Origin of the sequence: Pseudomonas sp. B111, assembly GCF_026428275.1 — a bacterium.
Taxonomy (GTDB): Bacteria; Pseudomonadota; Gammaproteobacteria; order Pseudomonadales; family Pseudomonadaceae; genus Pseudomonas; species Pseudomonas aeruginosa.
In genome coordinates, this window is the sequence record NZ_CP097857.1 from 3,070,538 (window position 1) to 3,085,222 (window position 14,685).

Annotated in this window: 20 protein-coding genes; 10 read left to right on the top strand and 10 right to left on the bottom strand. The window is 64.7% G+C overall.

Going from position 1 to position 14,685, the window contains the following annotated elements; all coding sequences use genetic code 11:
• Nucleotides 1-8: 8 nt before the first annotated feature.
• A complete protein-coding gene (gene thrH, locus M6E97_RS14125; RefSeq protein ID WP_003098078.1) occupies nt 9-626 on the bottom strand; it encodes a bifunctional phosphoserine phosphatase/homoserine phosphotransferase ThrH in 618 nt (205 codons plus the stop codon).
• A gap of 134 nt (nt 627-760) precedes the next feature.
• Here thrH and M6E97_RS14130 point away from each other — a divergent pair, with 134 nt between their 5' ends.
• Both M6E97_RS14130 and M6E97_RS14135 read left to right on the top strand, forming a co-directional pair.
• Complete coding sequence (locus M6E97_RS14130; RefSeq protein ID WP_003120317.1) at nt 761-1,564, top strand: phosphoadenylyl-sulfate reductase; 804 nt, start codon at nt 761-763, stop codon at nt 1,562-1,564.
• Between the two features lie 64 nt (nt 1,565-1,628).
• A complete protein-coding gene (locus tag M6E97_RS14135; RefSeq protein ID WP_003140016.1) occupies nt 1,629-1,976 on the top strand; it encodes a hypothetical protein in 348 nt (115 codons plus the stop codon).
• Nucleotides 1,977-2,032: 56 nt separating this feature from the next.
• On the opposite strand, the gene cysB is transcribed toward M6E97_RS14135, so the two are convergent.
• The 4 genes from cysB to M6E97_RS14155 all read right to left on the bottom strand — a co-directional run bounded on the left by cysB (nt 2,033) and on the right by M6E97_RS14155 (nt 5,123).
• Nucleotides 2,033-3,007 carry an HTH-type transcriptional regulator CysB gene (gene cysB / locus M6E97_RS14140; protein ID WP_003087775.1) on the bottom strand — a complete coding sequence of 325 codons (975 nt, stop codon included), beginning with the start codon at nt 3,005-3,007 and terminating at the stop codon, nt 2,033-2,035.
• Nucleotides 3,008-3,138: 131 nt separating this feature from the next.
• Nucleotides 3,139-3,636, bottom strand: a complete 498-nt coding sequence (locus M6E97_RS14145) for a universal stress protein (RefSeq protein ID WP_003087770.1) — start codon at nt 3,634-3,636, stop codon at nt 3,139-3,141.
• 162 nt (nt 3,637-3,798) lie between these two features.
• Nucleotides 3,799-4,746: a putative 2-dehydropantoate 2-reductase gene (locus M6E97_RS14150; protein ID WP_003113573.1), complete on the bottom strand. Its 948-nt coding sequence runs from the start codon at nt 4,744-4,746 to the stop codon at nt 3,799-3,801.
• On the bottom strand, nt 4,746-5,123 hold the full coding sequence (locus M6E97_RS14155) for a thioredoxin family protein (RefSeq protein WP_003120319.1): 378 nt from the start codon (nt 5,121-5,123) through the stop codon (nt 4,746-4,748). The genes M6E97_RS14150 and M6E97_RS14155 overlap by 1 nt, the downstream gene beginning before the upstream one ends.
• A gap of 317 nt (nt 5,124-5,440) precedes the next feature.
• Here M6E97_RS14155 and M6E97_RS14160 point away from each other — a divergent pair, with 317 nt between their 5' ends.
• Nucleotides 5,441-6,517, top strand: a complete 1,077-nt coding sequence (locus M6E97_RS14160; protein ID WP_003087765.1) for a 3-deoxy-7-phosphoheptulonate synthase — start codon at nt 5,441-5,443, stop codon at nt 6,515-6,517.
• A gap of 57 nt (nt 6,518-6,574) precedes the next feature.
• Here the strand turns inward: M6E97_RS14160 and M6E97_RS14165 are convergent, their stop codons facing one another.
• Entirely contained in the window at nt 6,575-6,859 is a 285-nt protein-coding gene (locus M6E97_RS14165) for a GNAT family N-acetyltransferase (RefSeq protein ID WP_003087762.1), read from the bottom strand.
• A 384-nt stretch (nt 6,860-7,243) separates the two neighbouring features.
• Between M6E97_RS14165 and M6E97_RS14170 the strand changes: the two genes are divergently transcribed.
• Both M6E97_RS14170 and M6E97_RS14175 read left to right on the top strand, forming a co-directional pair.
• Nucleotides 7,244-7,933: a crotonase/enoyl-CoA hydratase family protein gene (locus tag M6E97_RS14170; RefSeq protein ID WP_003087759.1), complete on the top strand. Its 690-nt coding sequence runs from the start codon at nt 7,244-7,246 to the stop codon at nt 7,931-7,933.
• A 149-nt stretch (nt 7,934-8,082) separates the two neighbouring features.
• Nucleotides 8,083-8,271, top strand: coding sequence for a hypothetical protein (locus tag M6E97_RS14175; protein WP_003087758.1), 189 nt, complete (start codon nt 8,083-8,085; stop codon nt 8,269-8,271).
• Between the two features lie 71 nt (nt 8,272-8,342).
• Here the strand turns inward: M6E97_RS14175 and M6E97_RS14180 are convergent, their stop codons facing one another.
• Nucleotides 8,343-8,849, bottom strand: a complete 507-nt coding sequence (locus M6E97_RS14180; protein ID WP_003087757.1) for a macro domain-containing protein — start codon at nt 8,847-8,849, stop codon at nt 8,343-8,345.
• 220 nt (nt 8,850-9,069) lie between these two features.
• Between M6E97_RS14180 and M6E97_RS14185 the strand changes: the two genes are divergently transcribed.
• From M6E97_RS14185 to M6E97_RS14195, 3 genes are all read left to right on the top strand, one after another.
• On the top strand, nt 9,070-9,558 hold the full coding sequence (locus M6E97_RS14185; protein WP_003087756.1) for a hypothetical protein: 489 nt from the start codon (nt 9,070-9,072) through the stop codon (nt 9,556-9,558).
• Nucleotides 9,559-9,712: 154 nt separating this feature from the next.
• Nucleotides 9,713-9,931 carry a hypothetical protein gene (locus M6E97_RS14190; RefSeq protein ID WP_003098091.1) on the top strand — a complete coding sequence of 73 codons (219 nt, stop codon included), beginning with the start codon at nt 9,713-9,715 and terminating at the stop codon, nt 9,929-9,931.
• Nucleotides 9,932-9,958: 27 nt separating this feature from the next.
• Nucleotides 9,959-10,198, top strand: a complete 240-nt coding sequence (locus tag M6E97_RS14195; protein WP_003087754.1) for a hypothetical protein — start codon at nt 9,959-9,961, stop codon at nt 10,196-10,198.
• A gap of 57 nt (nt 10,199-10,255) precedes the next feature.
• On the opposite strand, the gene M6E97_RS14200 is transcribed toward M6E97_RS14195, so the two are convergent.
• Complete coding sequence (locus tag M6E97_RS14200; RefSeq protein WP_003087753.1) at nt 10,256-10,978, bottom strand: amidotransferase; 723 nt, start codon at nt 10,976-10,978, stop codon at nt 10,256-10,258.
• Between the two features lie 244 nt (nt 10,979-11,222).
• Here M6E97_RS14200 and M6E97_RS14205 point away from each other — a divergent pair, with 244 nt between their 5' ends.
• The gene (locus M6E97_RS14205; protein WP_023097768.1) at nt 11,223-11,594 is read left to right on the top strand and encodes a glutaredoxin family protein; all 372 of its coding nucleotides are present in this window, start codon (nt 11,223-11,225) and stop codon (nt 11,592-11,594) included.
• Nucleotides 11,595-11,602: 8 nt separating this feature from the next.
• Here M6E97_RS14205 and M6E97_RS14210 read toward each other — a convergent pair whose 3' ends face one another.
• Entirely contained in the window at nt 11,603-12,601 is a 999-nt protein-coding gene (locus M6E97_RS14210) for a hypothetical protein (RefSeq protein WP_023097769.1), read from the bottom strand.
• A gap of 22 nt (nt 12,602-12,623) precedes the next feature.
• On the bottom strand, nt 12,624-13,595 hold the full coding sequence (locus tag M6E97_RS14215; protein WP_003113567.1) for an aldo/keto reductase: 972 nt from the start codon (nt 13,593-13,595) through the stop codon (nt 12,624-12,626).
• A gap of 150 nt (nt 13,596-13,745) precedes the next feature.
• On the opposite strand from M6E97_RS14215, the gene M6E97_RS14220 reads away from it, so the two are divergent.
• Entirely contained in the window at nt 13,746-14,660 is a 915-nt protein-coding gene (locus tag M6E97_RS14220) for a LysR family transcriptional regulator (protein ID WP_003087749.1), read from the top strand.
• Nucleotides 14,661-14,685 lie beyond the last annotated feature (25 nt).

Sequence of the window (14,685 nt, forward strand, 5' to 3'; positions counted from 1 at the left end):
CGGCGCGGCTACAGGCTCAGCGAACGGCTGGAAGCCTTGAGGAACTCGCGCTTGAGGTCTTCGTAGGTATGCACCGCGGGGAACTGGGGAAACTCGCGGATCACGTTTTCCGGGGCATGGAACAGGATGCCGGCGTGGGCCTCGGAAAGCATGGTGGTGTCGTTGTAGGAATCGCCGGCGGCGATCACCCGATAGTAGAGGCTCTTGAAGGCGATCACCGACTGCCGCTTGGGATCCTTCTGGCGCAATTGATAGCCGACCACGCGGTCGCTGTCGTCGATCTCCAGCTTGTGGCACAACAGGGTCGGGAAGCCCAGCTGGCGCATCAGCGGCTGGGAGAACTCGTAGAAGGTGTCGGAGAGGATCACCACCTGGAAGCGCTCGCGCAGCCAGTCGACGAATTCCACCGCCCCCTCCAGCGGCTTCAGGGTAGCGATCACCTCCTGGATGTCGCCCAGCTTCAGACCATGTTCGTCGAGGATGCGCAGGCGCTGCTTCATCAGCACGTCGTAGTCCGGAATGTCCCGGGTGGTCGCCTTCAAGGCGTCGATACCGGTTTTTTCCGCGAACGCGATCCAGATTTCCGGAACCAGCACGCCTTCCAGGTCAAGACAGGCAATTTCCACAGGACTCTCCTCGAAATTCTCTGAACGATGGGGTGACGACGGACGCGGCACTCTAGCCCCTCGCCGAGGGCAAGGCAACGCCGGCTTATTCCTGGAATCAAGGTCGACAGGGGTAAATGGTTATTTAGGGCCATATGCCGCCCTTTGCTACCATTCCCGCCACAGAGCGCAACAGCGCCGCCCAGCACCAGGACCCCAGCCCGATGAGCCAGCCTTTCGACCTTCCCGCCCTCGCTTCCAGCCTTGCCGACAAATCCCCCCAGGACATCCTGAAAGCCGCCTTCGAGCACTTCGGCGACGAGCTGTGGATCTCCTTCAGCGGCGCCGAGGACGTCGTCCTGGTAGACATGGCCTGGAAGCTCAACCGCAACGTGAAGGTGTTCAGCCTCGACACCGGTCGCCTGCACCCGGAAACCTATCGTTTCATCGACCAGGTCCGCGAACACTACGGCATCGCCATCGACGTGCTTTCCCCCGACCCGCGCCTGCTCGAACCCCTGGTGAAGGAAAAGGGCCTGTTCAGCTTCTACCGGGACGGCCACGGCGAGTGCTGCGGCATCCGCAAGATCGAACCGCTCAAGCGCAAGCTCGCCGGCGTGCGCGCCTGGGCCACCGGCCAACGCCGCGACCAGAGCCCCGGCACGCGCAGCCAGGTGGCGGTGCTGGAAATCGACGGTGCCTTTTCCACGCCGGAAAAGCCGCTGTACAAGTTCAACCCGCTGTCGTCCATGACCAGCGAGGAAGTCTGGGGCTATATCCGCATGCTCGAACTGCCCTACAACAGCCTGCACGAACGCGGCTATATCAGCATCGGCTGCGAACCCTGCACCCGTCCGGTGCTGCCCAACCAGCACGAGCGCGAGGGCCGCTGGTGGTGGGAGGAAGCCACCCACAAGGAGTGCGGGCTGCACGCCGGCAACCTGATCAGCAAGGCCTGAAACCGTCGATAGAGCGTATGCAATCGGGGTAAAGTGCGGGTCGAACCCCGAGCGGAGACCCAGCATGCGCATCACCATGGTCAAGAAAGTCCTCGCCACCGGCGAGGACTGCCGCAAGTGCAAGGAAGTCCGGCAACGCCTGGAACAAGGCGGCTACCTGCCGCGCATCCATCGCACCCTGGTGGCCGACGAACGCGACCCGAACAGCGCAGGCTGGATGGTCGCCGCCCAATATGGCGTAGAGACCGCGCCGTTCTTCGTGGTTCGCCACGACGACGGGCGCGAACAGGTCTACACCGTGTTCATGAGCTTCCTCCATGAAGTCCTCGAACCGCGAGCCGAGCAGGCCGCGGACGCTGATCGTGAAGCGCTGGCCAGGCTGGCCGGACGCGACAATCTCGACATGCTCTGAGGGCCAGCCATGAAAAAGCCCGGCACCAGGCCGGGCTTTTTCATGGGCCGAGGCGATCAATAGACCGGCAGTTCGATGCCGTCGAACAACTCGTCCAGCTCGGCCTTGTTGTGGCATTGCACGGCCTTGGCCAGCAGCTCGCGGGTCAGGTGCGGAGCGAATTTCTCGATGAAGTCGCACATGAAGCCGCGCAGGAAGGTGCCGCGGCGGAAGCCGATCTTGGTCACGCTGGACTCGAACAGGTGGCTGGCGTCGAGGATCACCAGGTCGTTGTCGAGCTTCGGATCGACCGCCATGTGCGCCACGATGCCGACCCCCAGGCCCAACCGCACGTAGGTCTTGATCACGTCGGCATCGGCCGCGGTGAATACCACCTTGGGCACCAGGCCGCGCTGGCTGAAGGCTTCGTCGAGCTTGGAACGGCCAGTGAAGCCGAACACGTAGGTGACGATCGGCTGCTCGGCCAGGGCTTCCAGGGTCAGTTTCGGCAGCTTGGTCAGCGGATGCCCGTGGGGCACGATGACGCAGCGATTCCAGCGGTAGCAGGGCATCATGATCAGGTCGCCGAACAACTCCAGCGCCTCGGTGGCGATGGCGAAGTCGACGGTGCCGTCGGCCGCCATTTCGGCGATCTGCATCGGCGTGCCCTGGTGCATGTGCAGGGAGACGTCCGGGTACTGCTTGATGAAGCCGCTGATCACGTTGGGCAGCGCATAGCGCGCCTGGGTGTGGGTAGTGGCGATGGACAGCGTGCCCTTCTTCTCGTTGGAGAATTCCTGGGCGATCTGCTTGATGCTCTCGACCTTGCGCAGGATCTCGCCGGCGGTATGGATGATCCGCTCCCCCGCCGGCGTCACCCGGGTCAGGTGCTTGCCGCTGCGAGCGAACACCTCGACGCCCAGTTCGTCCTCCAGCAGGCGGATCTGCTTGCTGATGCCCGGCTGCGAAGTATAGAGGCTCTGCGCCGTGGCGGAGACGTTGAGGTCGTGGTGCGCAACCTCCCAGATATAGCGCAATTGCTGAAGCTTCATGGAGATTCCTCGAAAAGGTTGTCGCGACCGGCGATCAAGAACCGAAGGTATATAACCATATTAATGGTTTGAGGAATAAAATTAGACGTTTTTTTTGATTTTGCACGCTTTTTCACCAGCCGACCGCTGGCCTACAGGTCGCGACTACGGTGCTGCAACATCGGCACCAGGTACACCGGTACCTCCGCCAGTTGCACCAGACGCGCGGCAGTCCGGCCCAGCGGCGTATCGAGCTGGGTGCCGTGGCTATGGCTGCCGGCGACGATCAGGTCCACGGCCAGCTTTTCCGCCTCATCGAGGATCATCTGCGGCGGGTCGCCCTGCACCACCCGCACGCTCTTGACCAGCGCCGCATCCTGGGGCAACTCGCCGAGTTCATCGCGAAACCCTTCCAGGACCCGCTTCTCGATGCTTTCCATGACGTTGTCCAGCCCTTGCGCCCGCAGGTCCTGGAGACGCTCGGTGTCAAGGTAGGTCTGCAGGACCGACTCGGCGAACAGCCCGAGTGGCTCCACCACATGGACGACATAGAGCTCGGCGTTGTAGGCGCGGGTCAGCGACAGGGCGTGTTGCAGGACATAGGGAGCATAGAGCCCCAGATCGGTGGCATAGAGAATCGAACGAATCATGCGGCCTCCTCGACAGCCTGCGCGGCGGGCCTCATTAGCAGATTAGCAGCAAGCATCCATTCTCCTAGCGTTCCCTGCTGTTTCGGGCTTTTTCCGGCCCGTTGGGGTAAATCCCTTTTCTCCCTGCGAGCGCGGCGCCGGCTGGTCGCCGCGCTCGGCCCTTCAGCGCGGTTGCGCTTCGAGGAAGCGCAACGCCTGGTGCAGCGCCTCGACCCTGGGCATCCGGTAGCCCGCAGCAGCAGCGCGGGCCAGGGGCGCGGCATAGATCGCCGCCAGCTCCAGTGGCCGCCCATGGGCGAAGTCGTGGTACATGCTCGGCCGATAGTCGGGCATCCGCTCGGTCGCCGCCAGCAGTTGGTCCGCATAGCCCTCAGGCAGGATGAAGCCGCAGGCGCCGGCAGCCCCGATGACTTCCTCCATGATCGCCTCGATCAGCGACCGACTGTCCGCGTTGGCCATCAGCGGCGCGGTGCTGCTCTTCAGCAATACCGACAGCCCGTTGTAGGGGATGTTCCAGACCAGCTTCTGCCAGCGCGCCTGCTCCAGGTCGGGCATCGCCGTGGACTCCAGCCCGGACTCGCGGAACAGCGCGGCACCCTCCTCGACGATCTCGCGCCGGCGTCGCTCGTCGGCCGGTCCGGAATGATAGCCGAGATTCACTCCGCCGTAGGCCTGGTGCTCGATCACGCCCGGTTCGCCGCGATGCACACAGATGAAGCAGAGGCCGCCCAGCAGATGCAGGCTTTCCGGCAGCAACGGCCGCAGCCGCTCCTCCACGCCCAGACCGTTCTGCAGCAGCAGAACCTTGGCACCCGGCGCCGCCGCTGCGCGGATCAGGGGTGCCAGTTCGTCATTGCCGGTGGTCTTGGCGCCCACCAGCAACCAGTCGCAGGGCGGCATGTCCTGCGCCGAATGGTAGGCCTGGACCGGCGCCAGGCGCCGGAAGCCATGCACCGCACTATTCAGGCTGAGTCCGGCGCGATTGACCGCCTCGAACTCGCTGCGCAGGAGAAAATGCACGTCGTGACCGGCATGCGCCAGCATCAATCCATAGAAGCCGCCGATGGCTCCCGTACCGATGACGCCGATCCGTTGCTGCTTTGAATCCATCAGGGCAACTCCTCAGGTAAAGCGGTCGACCCCGCCAGCACCGCACCCCGCAAGGCTTCCTGGTGCAGCGGAACGTTCAGTGCGCCATGGAAGCGGCCGTCGCGGACCATGAACAGGGCCGGCAGGTGAAAGACGCCGTAGCGTTCCACCAGGCCGCCATTGCGGCCGGCGTCCACCCAGCACAGGCGCTCGATGGGCAGGTCCATCGCGGGGAGATGGCGCCGGGCCCAGCGGCACGACGCGCAGCCTTCGCTGGTGAATACCAACAGCGAAACCCCTTCCAGGGCAAGCAACTGCCGGTCGGCGTCCAGATCGGTGAGTTCCAGGGACGGCACGCTGCTGACCTCGATAGAAAGGAAGAAATGGGGCCCGACCATCATCCGTATGCTTCGGCTCCTGCGATAGCGCTGGCGCCCTCCTCGGCCAGCGGATACGCGCAAGGCGCGCCCCTCCGCAGCACCTGCACAATATCGTCCGCGGCGGCCTCGCCTGCAACTCCGCTGGCAGCCTTGGCCCGGAGCAACGAAGAAAACGTGCGCAGAGCGGGGAAAACACCGGCGAACCGCGTCCCGCCCATTGTCTAGGCCCGGCCCGACACGTTAAGGTTCGTCTCCCCGTTTGCGAACTTCATGCCTGCGCCCTTTCGCAGGGGGCCTCCCGGCGGCCGGCGCCCGTGACCTGATTGAGTACCACGATGGCTGATTTACAGATCGACGACCTTAACGTTGCCTCCAACGAGACCCTGATCACGCCGGAGCAGCTCAAGCGTGAAATTCCCCTGACCGACAAGGCGCTGCAGACCGTGGCCCATGGTCGCCAGGTGGTGCGCGACATCCTGGATGGCAAGGACCACCGTCTGTTCGTGGTGATCGGCCCCTGCTCCATCCACGACATCAAGGCCGCCCACGAATACGCCGACCGCCTCAAGGCGCTCGCGGCCGAAGTGGCGGATACGCTGTTCCTGGTGATGCGCGTGTACTTCGAGAAGCCGCGTACCACGGTGGGCTGGAAAGGCCTGATCAACGATCCGTACCTGGACGACTCGTTCAAGATCCAGGATGGCCTGCACATCGGCCGCCAACTGCTCCGCGACCTCGCCGAGAAAGGCTTGCCCACCGCCACCGAAGCGCTCGACCCGATTTCCCCGCAGTACCTGCAGGACCTGATCAGTTGGTCAGCGATCGGCGCCCGTACCACCGAATCGCAGACCCACCGCGAGATGGCCTCCGGCCTGTCTTCCGCGGTCGGCTTCAAGAACGGCACCGATGGCAGCCTGACCGTGGCGATCAATGCCCTGCAGTCGGTCTCCAGCCCACATCGTTTCCTCGGCATCAACCAGCAGGGCGGCGTATCCATCGTCACCACCAAGGGCAACCGCTACGGTCACGTGGTGTTGCGCGGCGGCAACGGCAAGCCGAACTACGATTCGGTCAGCGTCGCGCTCTGCGAGCAGGACCTGAACAAGGCGAAAATCCCGCTGAACATCATGGTCGACTGCAGCCACGCCAACTCCAACAAGGACCCGGCCCTGCAACCGCTGGTGATGGACAACGTCAGCAACCAGATCGTCGAAGGCAACAACTCGATCGTCGGCCTGATGGTGGAAAGCCACCTGGGCTGGGGCAGCCAGCCGATTCCGAAGGATCTCGACCAACTTCAGTACGGCGTCTCCATCACCGACGCCTGCATCGACTGGGCGACCACCGAGAAGAGCATCCGCAGCATGCACGCCAAGCTCAAGGACGTGCTGCCGAAACGCCAGCGCGGCTGAGCGAGGCGGAAACGAAAACGCCGGGCTGATGCCCGGCGTTTTTCATTGCACGCCTGCTCAGGCGGCCGGATCGGCCTGACGCTGGCGACGCTCGATGTAACGCTCCACGTAGGAGCAGGACGGGATCACGCTGTAGCCCATGCGGTCGGCGTACTGCAGGGCGTGCTCGGTCAACGCAGCGGCGATACCGCGACCACGCAGCGAATCCGGTACGAAGGTCCGGTAGATATCCAGCGTCTGCTTGCCCAGGTCCATATAGGCCAGATAGGCACGATGGCCATCCACCGTCGTCTCGAATTGATGGCCGCCCACGTCATGATGGATGGACAGGGACTCGCTCACTTTGGATCTCCTCAACGGGTTCGTAACCCGACCCGCGCCTGATTGATAGGTTCCTCGCGAGGACGCCCCCGCGTACCGGCCTCCAGCGGACCGCCGGAGACCTTCGTCCGTTCTCGTCCCGGTGGCGGATCGCGCCTGGCGGACATCCTCGAAACGGCTGGCCTGCACCGCATGCAAGGCCGGACTAACGATAGGGCCCATATTGCTGTCTTCCCCGGTCAGACTCAACCGTTTCTTCTGGCAGGAACGCGCAGGCGTCGCTGGAGCCCTGGCCGGGAGGCCGCGCAAGCGCAATCGCGCATGACCCGCGGGTCAGCCAAAGCGCTTTACGCCGACGGCGGCCATCAGTAAGGTCTGCGCCACTCCACCAAAAGGAATCCTGCCATGAGCGAGTTGATCAGCTACCAGTTCGAAGACGGCATCGCCACCCTGACCCTCAACAACGGCAAGGTGAACGCCATCTCCCCGGCGGTGATCGACGCCTTCAACCAGGCTCTCGACCAGGCCTTGCAGGACAAGGCCGTGGTCATCGTCACCGGCCAGCCGGGCATCCTCTCCGGTGGCTACGACCTGAAGGTCATGACCTCCGGCCCGGAGAATGCCGTCAACCTGGTCGCCGCCGGCTCGACCCTGGCTCGCCGCCTGCTCTCCCATCCCTACCCGGTGATCGTCGCCTGCCCCGGGCACGCGGTAGCCAAGGGCGCCTTCCTGCTGCTCTCGGCCGACTACCGGATCGGCGTCGACGGGCCGTTCCAGATCGGCCTGAACGAAGTCGCCATCGGCATGACCATGCACCATGTCGGCATCGAGCTGGCCCGCGATCGCCTGCGCAAGTCGGCGTTCACCCGCTCGGTCATCAATGCCGAGATGTTCAGTCCGGCCGCTGCGGTGGATGCCGGCTTCCTCGACACCCTGGTCAGCGCCGACCAGTTGCAGGAAAGCGCGCGTGCAGCGGCCCAGCAGTTGAAGAAACTCAACATGACCGCGCACCGCAATACCAAGCTCAAGGTGCGCAAGGCACTGCTGGAAACCCTCGACCAGGCGATCGAGCTGGACAAGAAGCACCTGGGCTAAGGCCCGCTCCAGCGAAAGCCCGGTTGATACCGGGCTTTTTTGCGCCCAATAATTACTTATTACGCAAAGGTAACTCTCCAGAACTGCTATTTTTAAAAAATTATTACGAATTATCCTGATGACATTCCCAAGGAAAACCGGAGGTCATCATGAAACGCAATGTCTTCGCCGCCATTCTCCTCGGCATGGCTACCACCCTCGCAGTGCAAGCCAGCTTCGCCGACGAATCCAGCCTGATGGAAAACCGCATGGTCCAACTGAACCAGCACGCCATCGAGCAGGCCCAGCAGCAACAGGCCACGGCGCCAACCGCGAGCGACACCGATGCGCAGGGTTGAACGCCGCCTGCCAGGAACGTTTTTCTTTTCCCCGCAACCCTGAAAAGCCCGGCTCACGCCGGGCTTTTCGTTCAGGCCAGCTTTTCCTCGGCCGCCACGCCCTTGCGATAGACCTCGTAGAGAATCACCGGGATCTCCAGGTCGCCCAGGTGGCGAACCACCAGCGGCTTGACCTCGGACCAGTCCAGCCCGCCCACTCCCGTCGCCACGCAGGGCAGAGCCAGGCTGCTCACCCCTTCGCTGCGCACATAGCGGGCCAGCTCGCGCAGGGCATGGCCGACATCCTCCAGGCTCGCCTTGCCCGGCTTGGCGCTACGACCGCTGTGCAGCATGCCCTGGGTGATCAGGTTGACGATGCACTGGGTCTTGCCCTGCTCGTCGACCCCGGCCCAGACCCAGATGCCGCCCGGCTCGGGCGCCCTGGCATGGGCGGCATGCCGGTAGTCGCGAACCATCGACGGCCAGCGTTCGCGCAAGGCGAGGGCCAGGCCGCTGTCGAAATGGTCCTGGGGCGCGATGCCGTGGGCGATCACCTGGGCCCCGGAAAGCAGAATGTCACCTTCAACTTCACGAATCATGAGCGTTTCCTTCTTGGCTTCGGGACAGGCGCTTCGTGCGCCGCCCTGCATCTTTCACCGTACGCCTTGCCCGCCGGCGCCAGTTGATGCGTATCAAGAACGGCCGGTCCCATCCGCTACGGGCCGACTAGACTGCATGCGAGGGAACCTTGGAGGCGCCTCGCCTCTCCATTGGATTCCAGCCTCGTGCCGTCTCATCCATGACAAGGAAACAACCGCCATGCCGAAATGGATTGCACTTTGCCTGATCCCGCTGTTGGCAAGCTGCGCCACCTGCCGCCAGGACAGCGACAGGGAAAAACTGCTGTACGAGAACGACATGCTGCAGGCGAAACTGATCATCGTCGCCAACGACCGCGATCGCCTGCCGCTGGCCCAGGCCCTGCTGGAGCGCGCAGCGCGCGACGACCGCAGCGGCGAGGCGGACTTCTACCAGGCCGTGCTGATCGCTCGCCGCGACGGCCAGGCCAGCGATTGCGAGCGCATCACCCGCCTCCTCGAACGTTCCGCCGAGCGACGCTACCCGCTGGCCAACGCGATGCTCTACAAGATCTACGCCGAGCCCTTCCTGTTGCCGCGCGCCGACATTCCCAAGGCCGAGACCTATCGCCAGGCCTACGCCGAGCTGCCGGTCGCGCGCAGCGGCTACCCCTCCTTCGAGCGAGCCCGGCAGGTGGTCGATCGCCTGCTCGCGCCGACTTCGTCCTGATCCATCGGGCCCGAACCCGGGCCCCGCAACCCGTACCGGTCGTTCGGCCAAAGCATCATTTCTATCGATAGTTAATAGCGCGACAATTCGTTATCCAATCGAATTCTTCTCCGCGATCCTATGCCCATCCGAGGTATCGATCACGGAAGCCGCCATGAAACGTCGCAGCCCACGCCATTACGCCCGCAACACCGCCCTGGCCACCCTGGGTCTGTACGCCATCCTCATGCTGGTCGTGCTGAGCCTCGTTGCCGGCGCCGAAAGCGCCAGGAACGCCACACCGGACAACGACACCGCCACGACCTTCTCCAACCAGATCGGCCAGGCCCTGCCAGGCCTGCTCTCGGGGTTGAACAGTCGACGCGCCGGTTGAACGCCGGCTTCTTTCCCGGGAAACAGCATGAGAAGGCAAACACGGAAATTCTGGATCGTCGCCGCCCTGGCGATATTGACCAATGGCTACTCGCTACTCGGCCTCGCCCAAGGCTCGGCAGGCGCACTGGCGCGCACCATCGAATGCAACCAGGCGATGGTCCGCGCGCTGGCGGCCAACCTGGCGCTGAAGCTGCAGAGCGGCACCCCGCCGGCACGCCCGCAGCGCTGGATCCCGGAGCGCTTCATCCTCGACTGCCCGGCCTGAAACGAAAACGCCGCCAACCCCGGGAGGCTGGCGGCGCTCGCACGGCGCGGGGCCGGCTCAGGCGCCGGTCGGCTGGCGCGCGACGAAACGCATCATCCATTCGGCGACGACGGTGCCCTGGTGGTCCCTCGCCAGGCTGTCGACCCCCTTGCGATAGAGTTCCTCACCCAGGTGCTGCTGGCGCAGTTCGAGCAGTTCACGGGAATAGTCGTGGACGAACTCGGGATGCCCCTGGAAGCACAGCACCTGGTCGCCGATGGCGTAGGCGGCATAGGGACAGAAGTCGCTGGAAGCGATCACCCGCGCGTTTTCCGGCAGCCGGGTGACCTGGTCCTGGTGGCTGATCAACAGGGTCAGGTCCGGCAGCGCCGGGCTCATCCAGTCGGCCCGTTCGTTCAACTGGTACTGGTGGATGCCCATGCCCCAGCCCTGGCTGGCGCGCTCGGCCTTGCCACCGAGCAGCAGGGCCAGCAACTGGTGGCCGAAACACACGCCGAGGAGCTTGTCGCCGCGCTCGTAGCGGTCCAGGAGGAAGGTCTTCAGGGTCTGGATCCACGGGTCGGGACCGAAGGAGTCGGCCTTGCTGCCGGTCACCAGGTAGGCGTCGAAGCGCTCGTCGTCCGCCGGATAGCGCCCCTCCACCACGTTGTAGATGACGAATTCGGCGGCGATCGGTTGCTTGGCGAACAGTTGCTGGAACATCCGGCCGTAGCCTTCGTAGCGCTCGATCAGCTCGGGACGAAGGATATCGGTTTCCAGGATACAGATGCGGAGCGACATAAAGACTCTCTGAAGAAGTGGGGTTATTGTCGTTTTCGTTTGATTTAATTAACACAGGAGCGCGGGCAAGGGAACCGTCGCCCTGGCCTCGAAAGGAATATCCGGACGATTCGCCAAAAAACAAGCAGCCGCCAGAAAGATTCCCGAGACGCCCAGCCGTAAAGAAATCTGCACAGGAGACGGAAGGACTCCCCATGCCCGGAACCGCCACGTAAACTGGCGGTTTTCCCGCGAGGCACACGCCATGTTGCTCAAGGCAGTACGTAACGGACTGGGTCAGGCGATTATCCTCGCCGACTTCGTCAGCCGCCCCCGCAAGCTGCAGCGCAGCGCCGAGGCTCAGGCCGAGGTCGAGCGGGCGCTGCGGAACCTGTCGCTCTACCAGTTCCGCGCCTGTCCGTTCTGCGTGAAGACACGCCGCGCCATGCACCGGCTGAACCTGCCGATGCAACTCAAGGACGCCATGAACGATCCGCAGGCCCGCCAGGCTTTGCTGGAAGGCGGCGGCAAGGTCAAGGTGCCGTGCCTGCGCATCGAGGAAAACAGCCAGGTGCGCTGGATGTACGAATCCAGCGAGATCATCGCCTATCTGGAAGGTCGTTTCGCCAACGCCTGAGCGGCCGATCAACGGCCCCCGGCCGCGTCCAGGGGCAGCCGGTGGATCAGGAAACGCGCCGGCACCTCGCCCTCGCGCCCCGGCAACAGGCGGTGGCGAATGCGTGACTCGCTGACATAGGCGCAGCCCTGTCCGGTGACGGTCAGGTTGACCGGCGACTCCAGGCCCTCGCGTATCACTTCGATGCCGCGCCGCCCGGCGGCGAGCGGCTCGGCGATCCGCAGCACCTTGCCGGCGCCGCTGCGGATGGCGTTCTCCAGCACGATCAGCGAGCCGTCCGGAGCCAGCGCCATGCCATCCGGATTCTCCAGCGTTCGGGGCAGCTCCATCTCGCGCAGCCGCGGACGCGTGGCGACCCCTTCGACGACATGGATCGCCCCGCTACCGAAGTTGCCGACCAGCAGGGTGTCGTCGTCCACCCGGACGATGCCCGCCGCGCCCAGCCCGCCGGGGCCGGCCAGGCGGCTGTCGCGCAGCAACACCTGGAACGCCGGTTCCCCGGGCCGCAGCCGCATCAGGCTGCCATCCCGGGTTTCGCTCAGGTAGACCGTTCCGTCGGGCGCCACCGCGAGATCGTTACCCATCCCGTCGCCGGGCAGGGTCAGATATCGGCGCACGGCACCGCTCGCGAGATCCAGGGCGAACACCCCATGCGGCCGGCGCCGGCCAGCGGGTAGGAAGTCCGGCGAATTGCCCCAGAGCAGGCCACGCGGCTCGTCCAGCCGCAGCGCGGTGGCAGCGAAGATCGCCGGGCTGCCGGCGAAGAAGGTTTCCCACTCGCCCCCGGGAGGCTTGCGCAGGATGCGCCCGCTGGTGACCAGGCCGACGTACAGCGTTCCATCGGCGGCATGGGCGATGCCGTTGGGATACCGGGCCCCCGCTGGCAGGACGATGCTCGTCGCGGCGCAGGACGGCTCGCGCTCGCCCGGCGCACGGGCGAAAACCGGCAAGACGGTCGCCGATACCATGGATACCAGCAGTAACACGGAAGCCTGTCGTCTCATCATGCTTTCTCCGTCGATGTGCGCCCTACCAGCGCGGGGTCCGGGCGCGCGCCGTGAGCGGCGCCTCCAGCGTGGCGCACTCCTCTTCGGCGAGGTCCAGCGTCAGCGCCGCGAGGGCATCCTCGAGGTGATGCGGCCTGGACAGGCCGACGATCGGCGCCGCGACACCGTTCCGGCCAAGCAGCCAGGCCAGGGCGAGTTGCGCCGGTGGAAGCCCGCGGGCAGCGGCGAGTTTCTCCAACGCGCCGAGGGTCGACTCGACCTCCTCCCTGCCGCCGTACCAGCGCGGGGCCTGTTCGTCCGTCCGGGTCCGCAGCGTGCCGGCGCTTCGCGCTCCGGCCAGCAGCCCACGCGCCAGCGGCGACCAGGGCGTCAACGCGATCCCCTCTTCCCGGCACAGCGGCACGAGGTCCTCCTCGTCCTCGCGAACGATCAGGTTGTACTGGCTCTGCATCGAGATGAATTGCGCCAGGCCGTGGTGGCGCTGGAAGGCGAGCATCTTCATGAAGCGCCAGGCCGGCATCGACGAGGCGCCGAGGTAACGGACCTTGCCGACACGCACCAGGCTGTCGAGGGTTTCGCAGGTTTCCTCGATCGGGGTGTCCGGATCGAAGCGATGGATCACGAAGAGATCCAGGTAGTCCGTACCCAACCGCCGCAGCGAGGCATCCACGCTGGCAAGCAGGTGCTTGCGCGACAAGCCGCAGGCGTTGGGCCTGTCGCTCATGGGAAAGAACGCCTTGGTGGCGATTACCAGGTCCTCGCGCTGCGCGAAGTCCCTGAGCGCGCGCCCGAGGATCCGCTCGCTCTCGCCGGTGGAATAGATATCGGCACTGTCGAAGAAGTCGATCCCGGCTTCCAGCGCCTCGCGAATGAACGGACGCGCCCGTTCCTCGTCCAGCACCCACGGACGCCACGCCGGATCGCCATAGGTCATGCACCCCAGGCAGAGTCGGGAGACTTTCAGGCCGCTATTGCCAAGACGGACATGCTGCATCGTACGACCTCGTCGGAAGGCTCTGAAAAGAGCGGTTTCCCCGGCCCAGCCTGTTCATGAGCCAGGTTTCCCGACGATGCTATATTGCTGCCGAATAGCTAACTATCCTGGAAAAATCTCTTTCATTGATCGAATTATCTTAATAATCCAATGAAAAAGCCCGATCTCGCCGGTCTCGCCGCCTTCGTCGCCATCGCTCGCGAACGCAGTTTCCGCCGCGCCGCCGCCACCCTGGGCGTAACCCCGCCGACGCTCAGCCACACCCTGCGCGAACTGGAAACCCAGCTCGGCATCCGCCTGCTCAACCGCACCACTCGCAACGTCTCGCCGACCGAGGCCGGCGAGCACCTGCTGGCACACCTGGACCCGGCGTTCGAAGACATCGCCGCCGCGCTGGACAGCCTTAACCGCTTTCGCGAAACGCCTCACGGCCTGGTACGAATCAACGCACCGCGAAACGCCATCGGTCTCGTCCTCGCACCACGTTTCGGCGAACTGGCCCGCGACTATCCCGGCATCACCCTGGAAGTGGTGGCGGACGAAGGTTTCGCCAATATCGTCGAAGCCGGTTTCGACGCCGGCATCCGCCTCGGCGAAGACCTCCAGCACGGCATGCGCGCCGTGCGGGTCGGCCCGGACCTGCGCTTGGCCATCGTCGCGACCCCGGCTTACTTCCGACGGCAAGGCAGGCCGGGTAGCCCGGAGGAATTGCTCGGCCACCGTTGCATCGGCTGGCGCAAGGTGTCTTCCGGAGAGCTTTACAAATGGCAATTCAGCAAGGGCACGAAAGCGCTTTCGGTGGCCGTGAGCGGACCGCTGGTCCTCGACGACCCGCGCCTGATGCTACAGGCGGCGCTGGCCGATGTCGGGATTGCCTTCGCCATCGAGGAGGAAGTCGCCGAGCACCTCGCCGCCGGCCGCCTGGAACGGGTCCTGGCGGATTGGTGCGCCCCCTTTCCCGGTTTCCATCTCTATTATCCAAACCGCCGCAACCACCCGGCGGCGTTGAGCGCCGTGATCGACCTGCTGCGCTACCCCGGCGAGGAACACCCAGGTCCCGCGTAGGCACATCGGCGGAAGCGCCCGTGGC

What these genes read in the sequence shown, in the direction of transcription:
- M6E97_RS14130 (WP_003120317.1), top strand. Translation starts at nt 761, where the DNA reads ATGCCGCCCTTTGCTACCATTCCCGCCACAGAGCGCAACAGCGCCGCC.
- M6E97_RS14135 (WP_003140016.1), top strand. Translation starts at nt 1,629, where the DNA reads ATGCGCATCACCATGGTCAAGAAAGTCCTCGCCACCGGCGAGGACTGC.
- cysB (WP_003087775.1), bottom strand. Translation starts at nt 3,007, where the DNA reads ATGAAGCTTCAGCAATTGCGCTATATCTGGGAGGTTGCGCACCACGAC.
- M6E97_RS14145 (WP_003087770.1), bottom strand. Translation starts at nt 3,636, where the DNA reads ATGATTCGTTCGATTCTCTATGCCACCGATCTGGGGCTCTATGCTCCC.
- M6E97_RS14150 (WP_003113573.1), bottom strand. Translation starts at nt 4,746, where the DNA reads ATGGATTCAAAGCAGCAACGGATCGGCGTCATCGGTACGGGAGCCATC.
- M6E97_RS14155 (WP_003120319.1), bottom strand. Translation starts at nt 5,123, where the DNA reads ATGGTCGGGCCCCATTTCTTCCTTTCTATCGAGGTCAGCAGCGTGCCG.
- M6E97_RS14160 (WP_003087765.1), top strand. Translation starts at nt 5,441, where the DNA reads ATGGCTGATTTACAGATCGACGACCTTAACGTTGCCTCCAACGAGACC.
- M6E97_RS14170 (WP_003087759.1), top strand. Translation starts at nt 7,244, where the DNA reads ATGAGCGAGTTGATCAGCTACCAGTTCGAAGACGGCATCGCCACCCTG.
- M6E97_RS14175 (WP_003087758.1), top strand. Translation starts at nt 8,083, where the DNA reads ATGAAACGCAATGTCTTCGCCGCCATTCTCCTCGGCATGGCTACCACC.
- M6E97_RS14180 (WP_003087757.1), bottom strand. Translation starts at nt 8,849, where the DNA reads ATGATTCGTGAAGTTGAAGGTGACATTCTGCTTTCCGGGGCCCAGGTG.
- M6E97_RS14185 (WP_003087756.1), top strand. Translation starts at nt 9,070, where the DNA reads ATGCCGAAATGGATTGCACTTTGCCTGATCCCGCTGTTGGCAAGCTGC.
- M6E97_RS14190 (WP_003098091.1), top strand. Translation starts at nt 9,713, where the DNA reads ATGAAACGTCGCAGCCCACGCCATTACGCCCGCAACACCGCCCTGGCC.
- M6E97_RS14195 (WP_003087754.1), top strand. Translation starts at nt 9,959, where the DNA reads ATGAGAAGGCAAACACGGAAATTCTGGATCGTCGCCGCCCTGGCGATA.
- M6E97_RS14200 (WP_003087753.1), bottom strand. Translation starts at nt 10,978, where the DNA reads ATGTCGCTCCGCATCTGTATCCTGGAAACCGATATCCTTCGTCCCGAG.
- M6E97_RS14205 (WP_023097768.1), top strand. Translation starts at nt 11,223, where the DNA reads ATGTTGCTCAAGGCAGTACGTAACGGACTGGGTCAGGCGATTATCCTC.
- M6E97_RS14210 (WP_023097769.1), bottom strand. Translation starts at nt 12,601, where the DNA reads ATGATGAGACGACAGGCTTCCGTGTTACTGCTGGTATCCATGGTATCG.
- M6E97_RS14215 (WP_003113567.1), bottom strand. Translation starts at nt 13,595, where the DNA reads ATGCAGCATGTCCGTCTTGGCAATAGCGGCCTGAAAGTCTCCCGACTC.
- M6E97_RS14220 (WP_003087749.1), top strand. Translation starts at nt 13,746, where the DNA reads ATGAAAAAGCCCGATCTCGCCGGTCTCGCCGCCTTCGTCGCCATCGCT.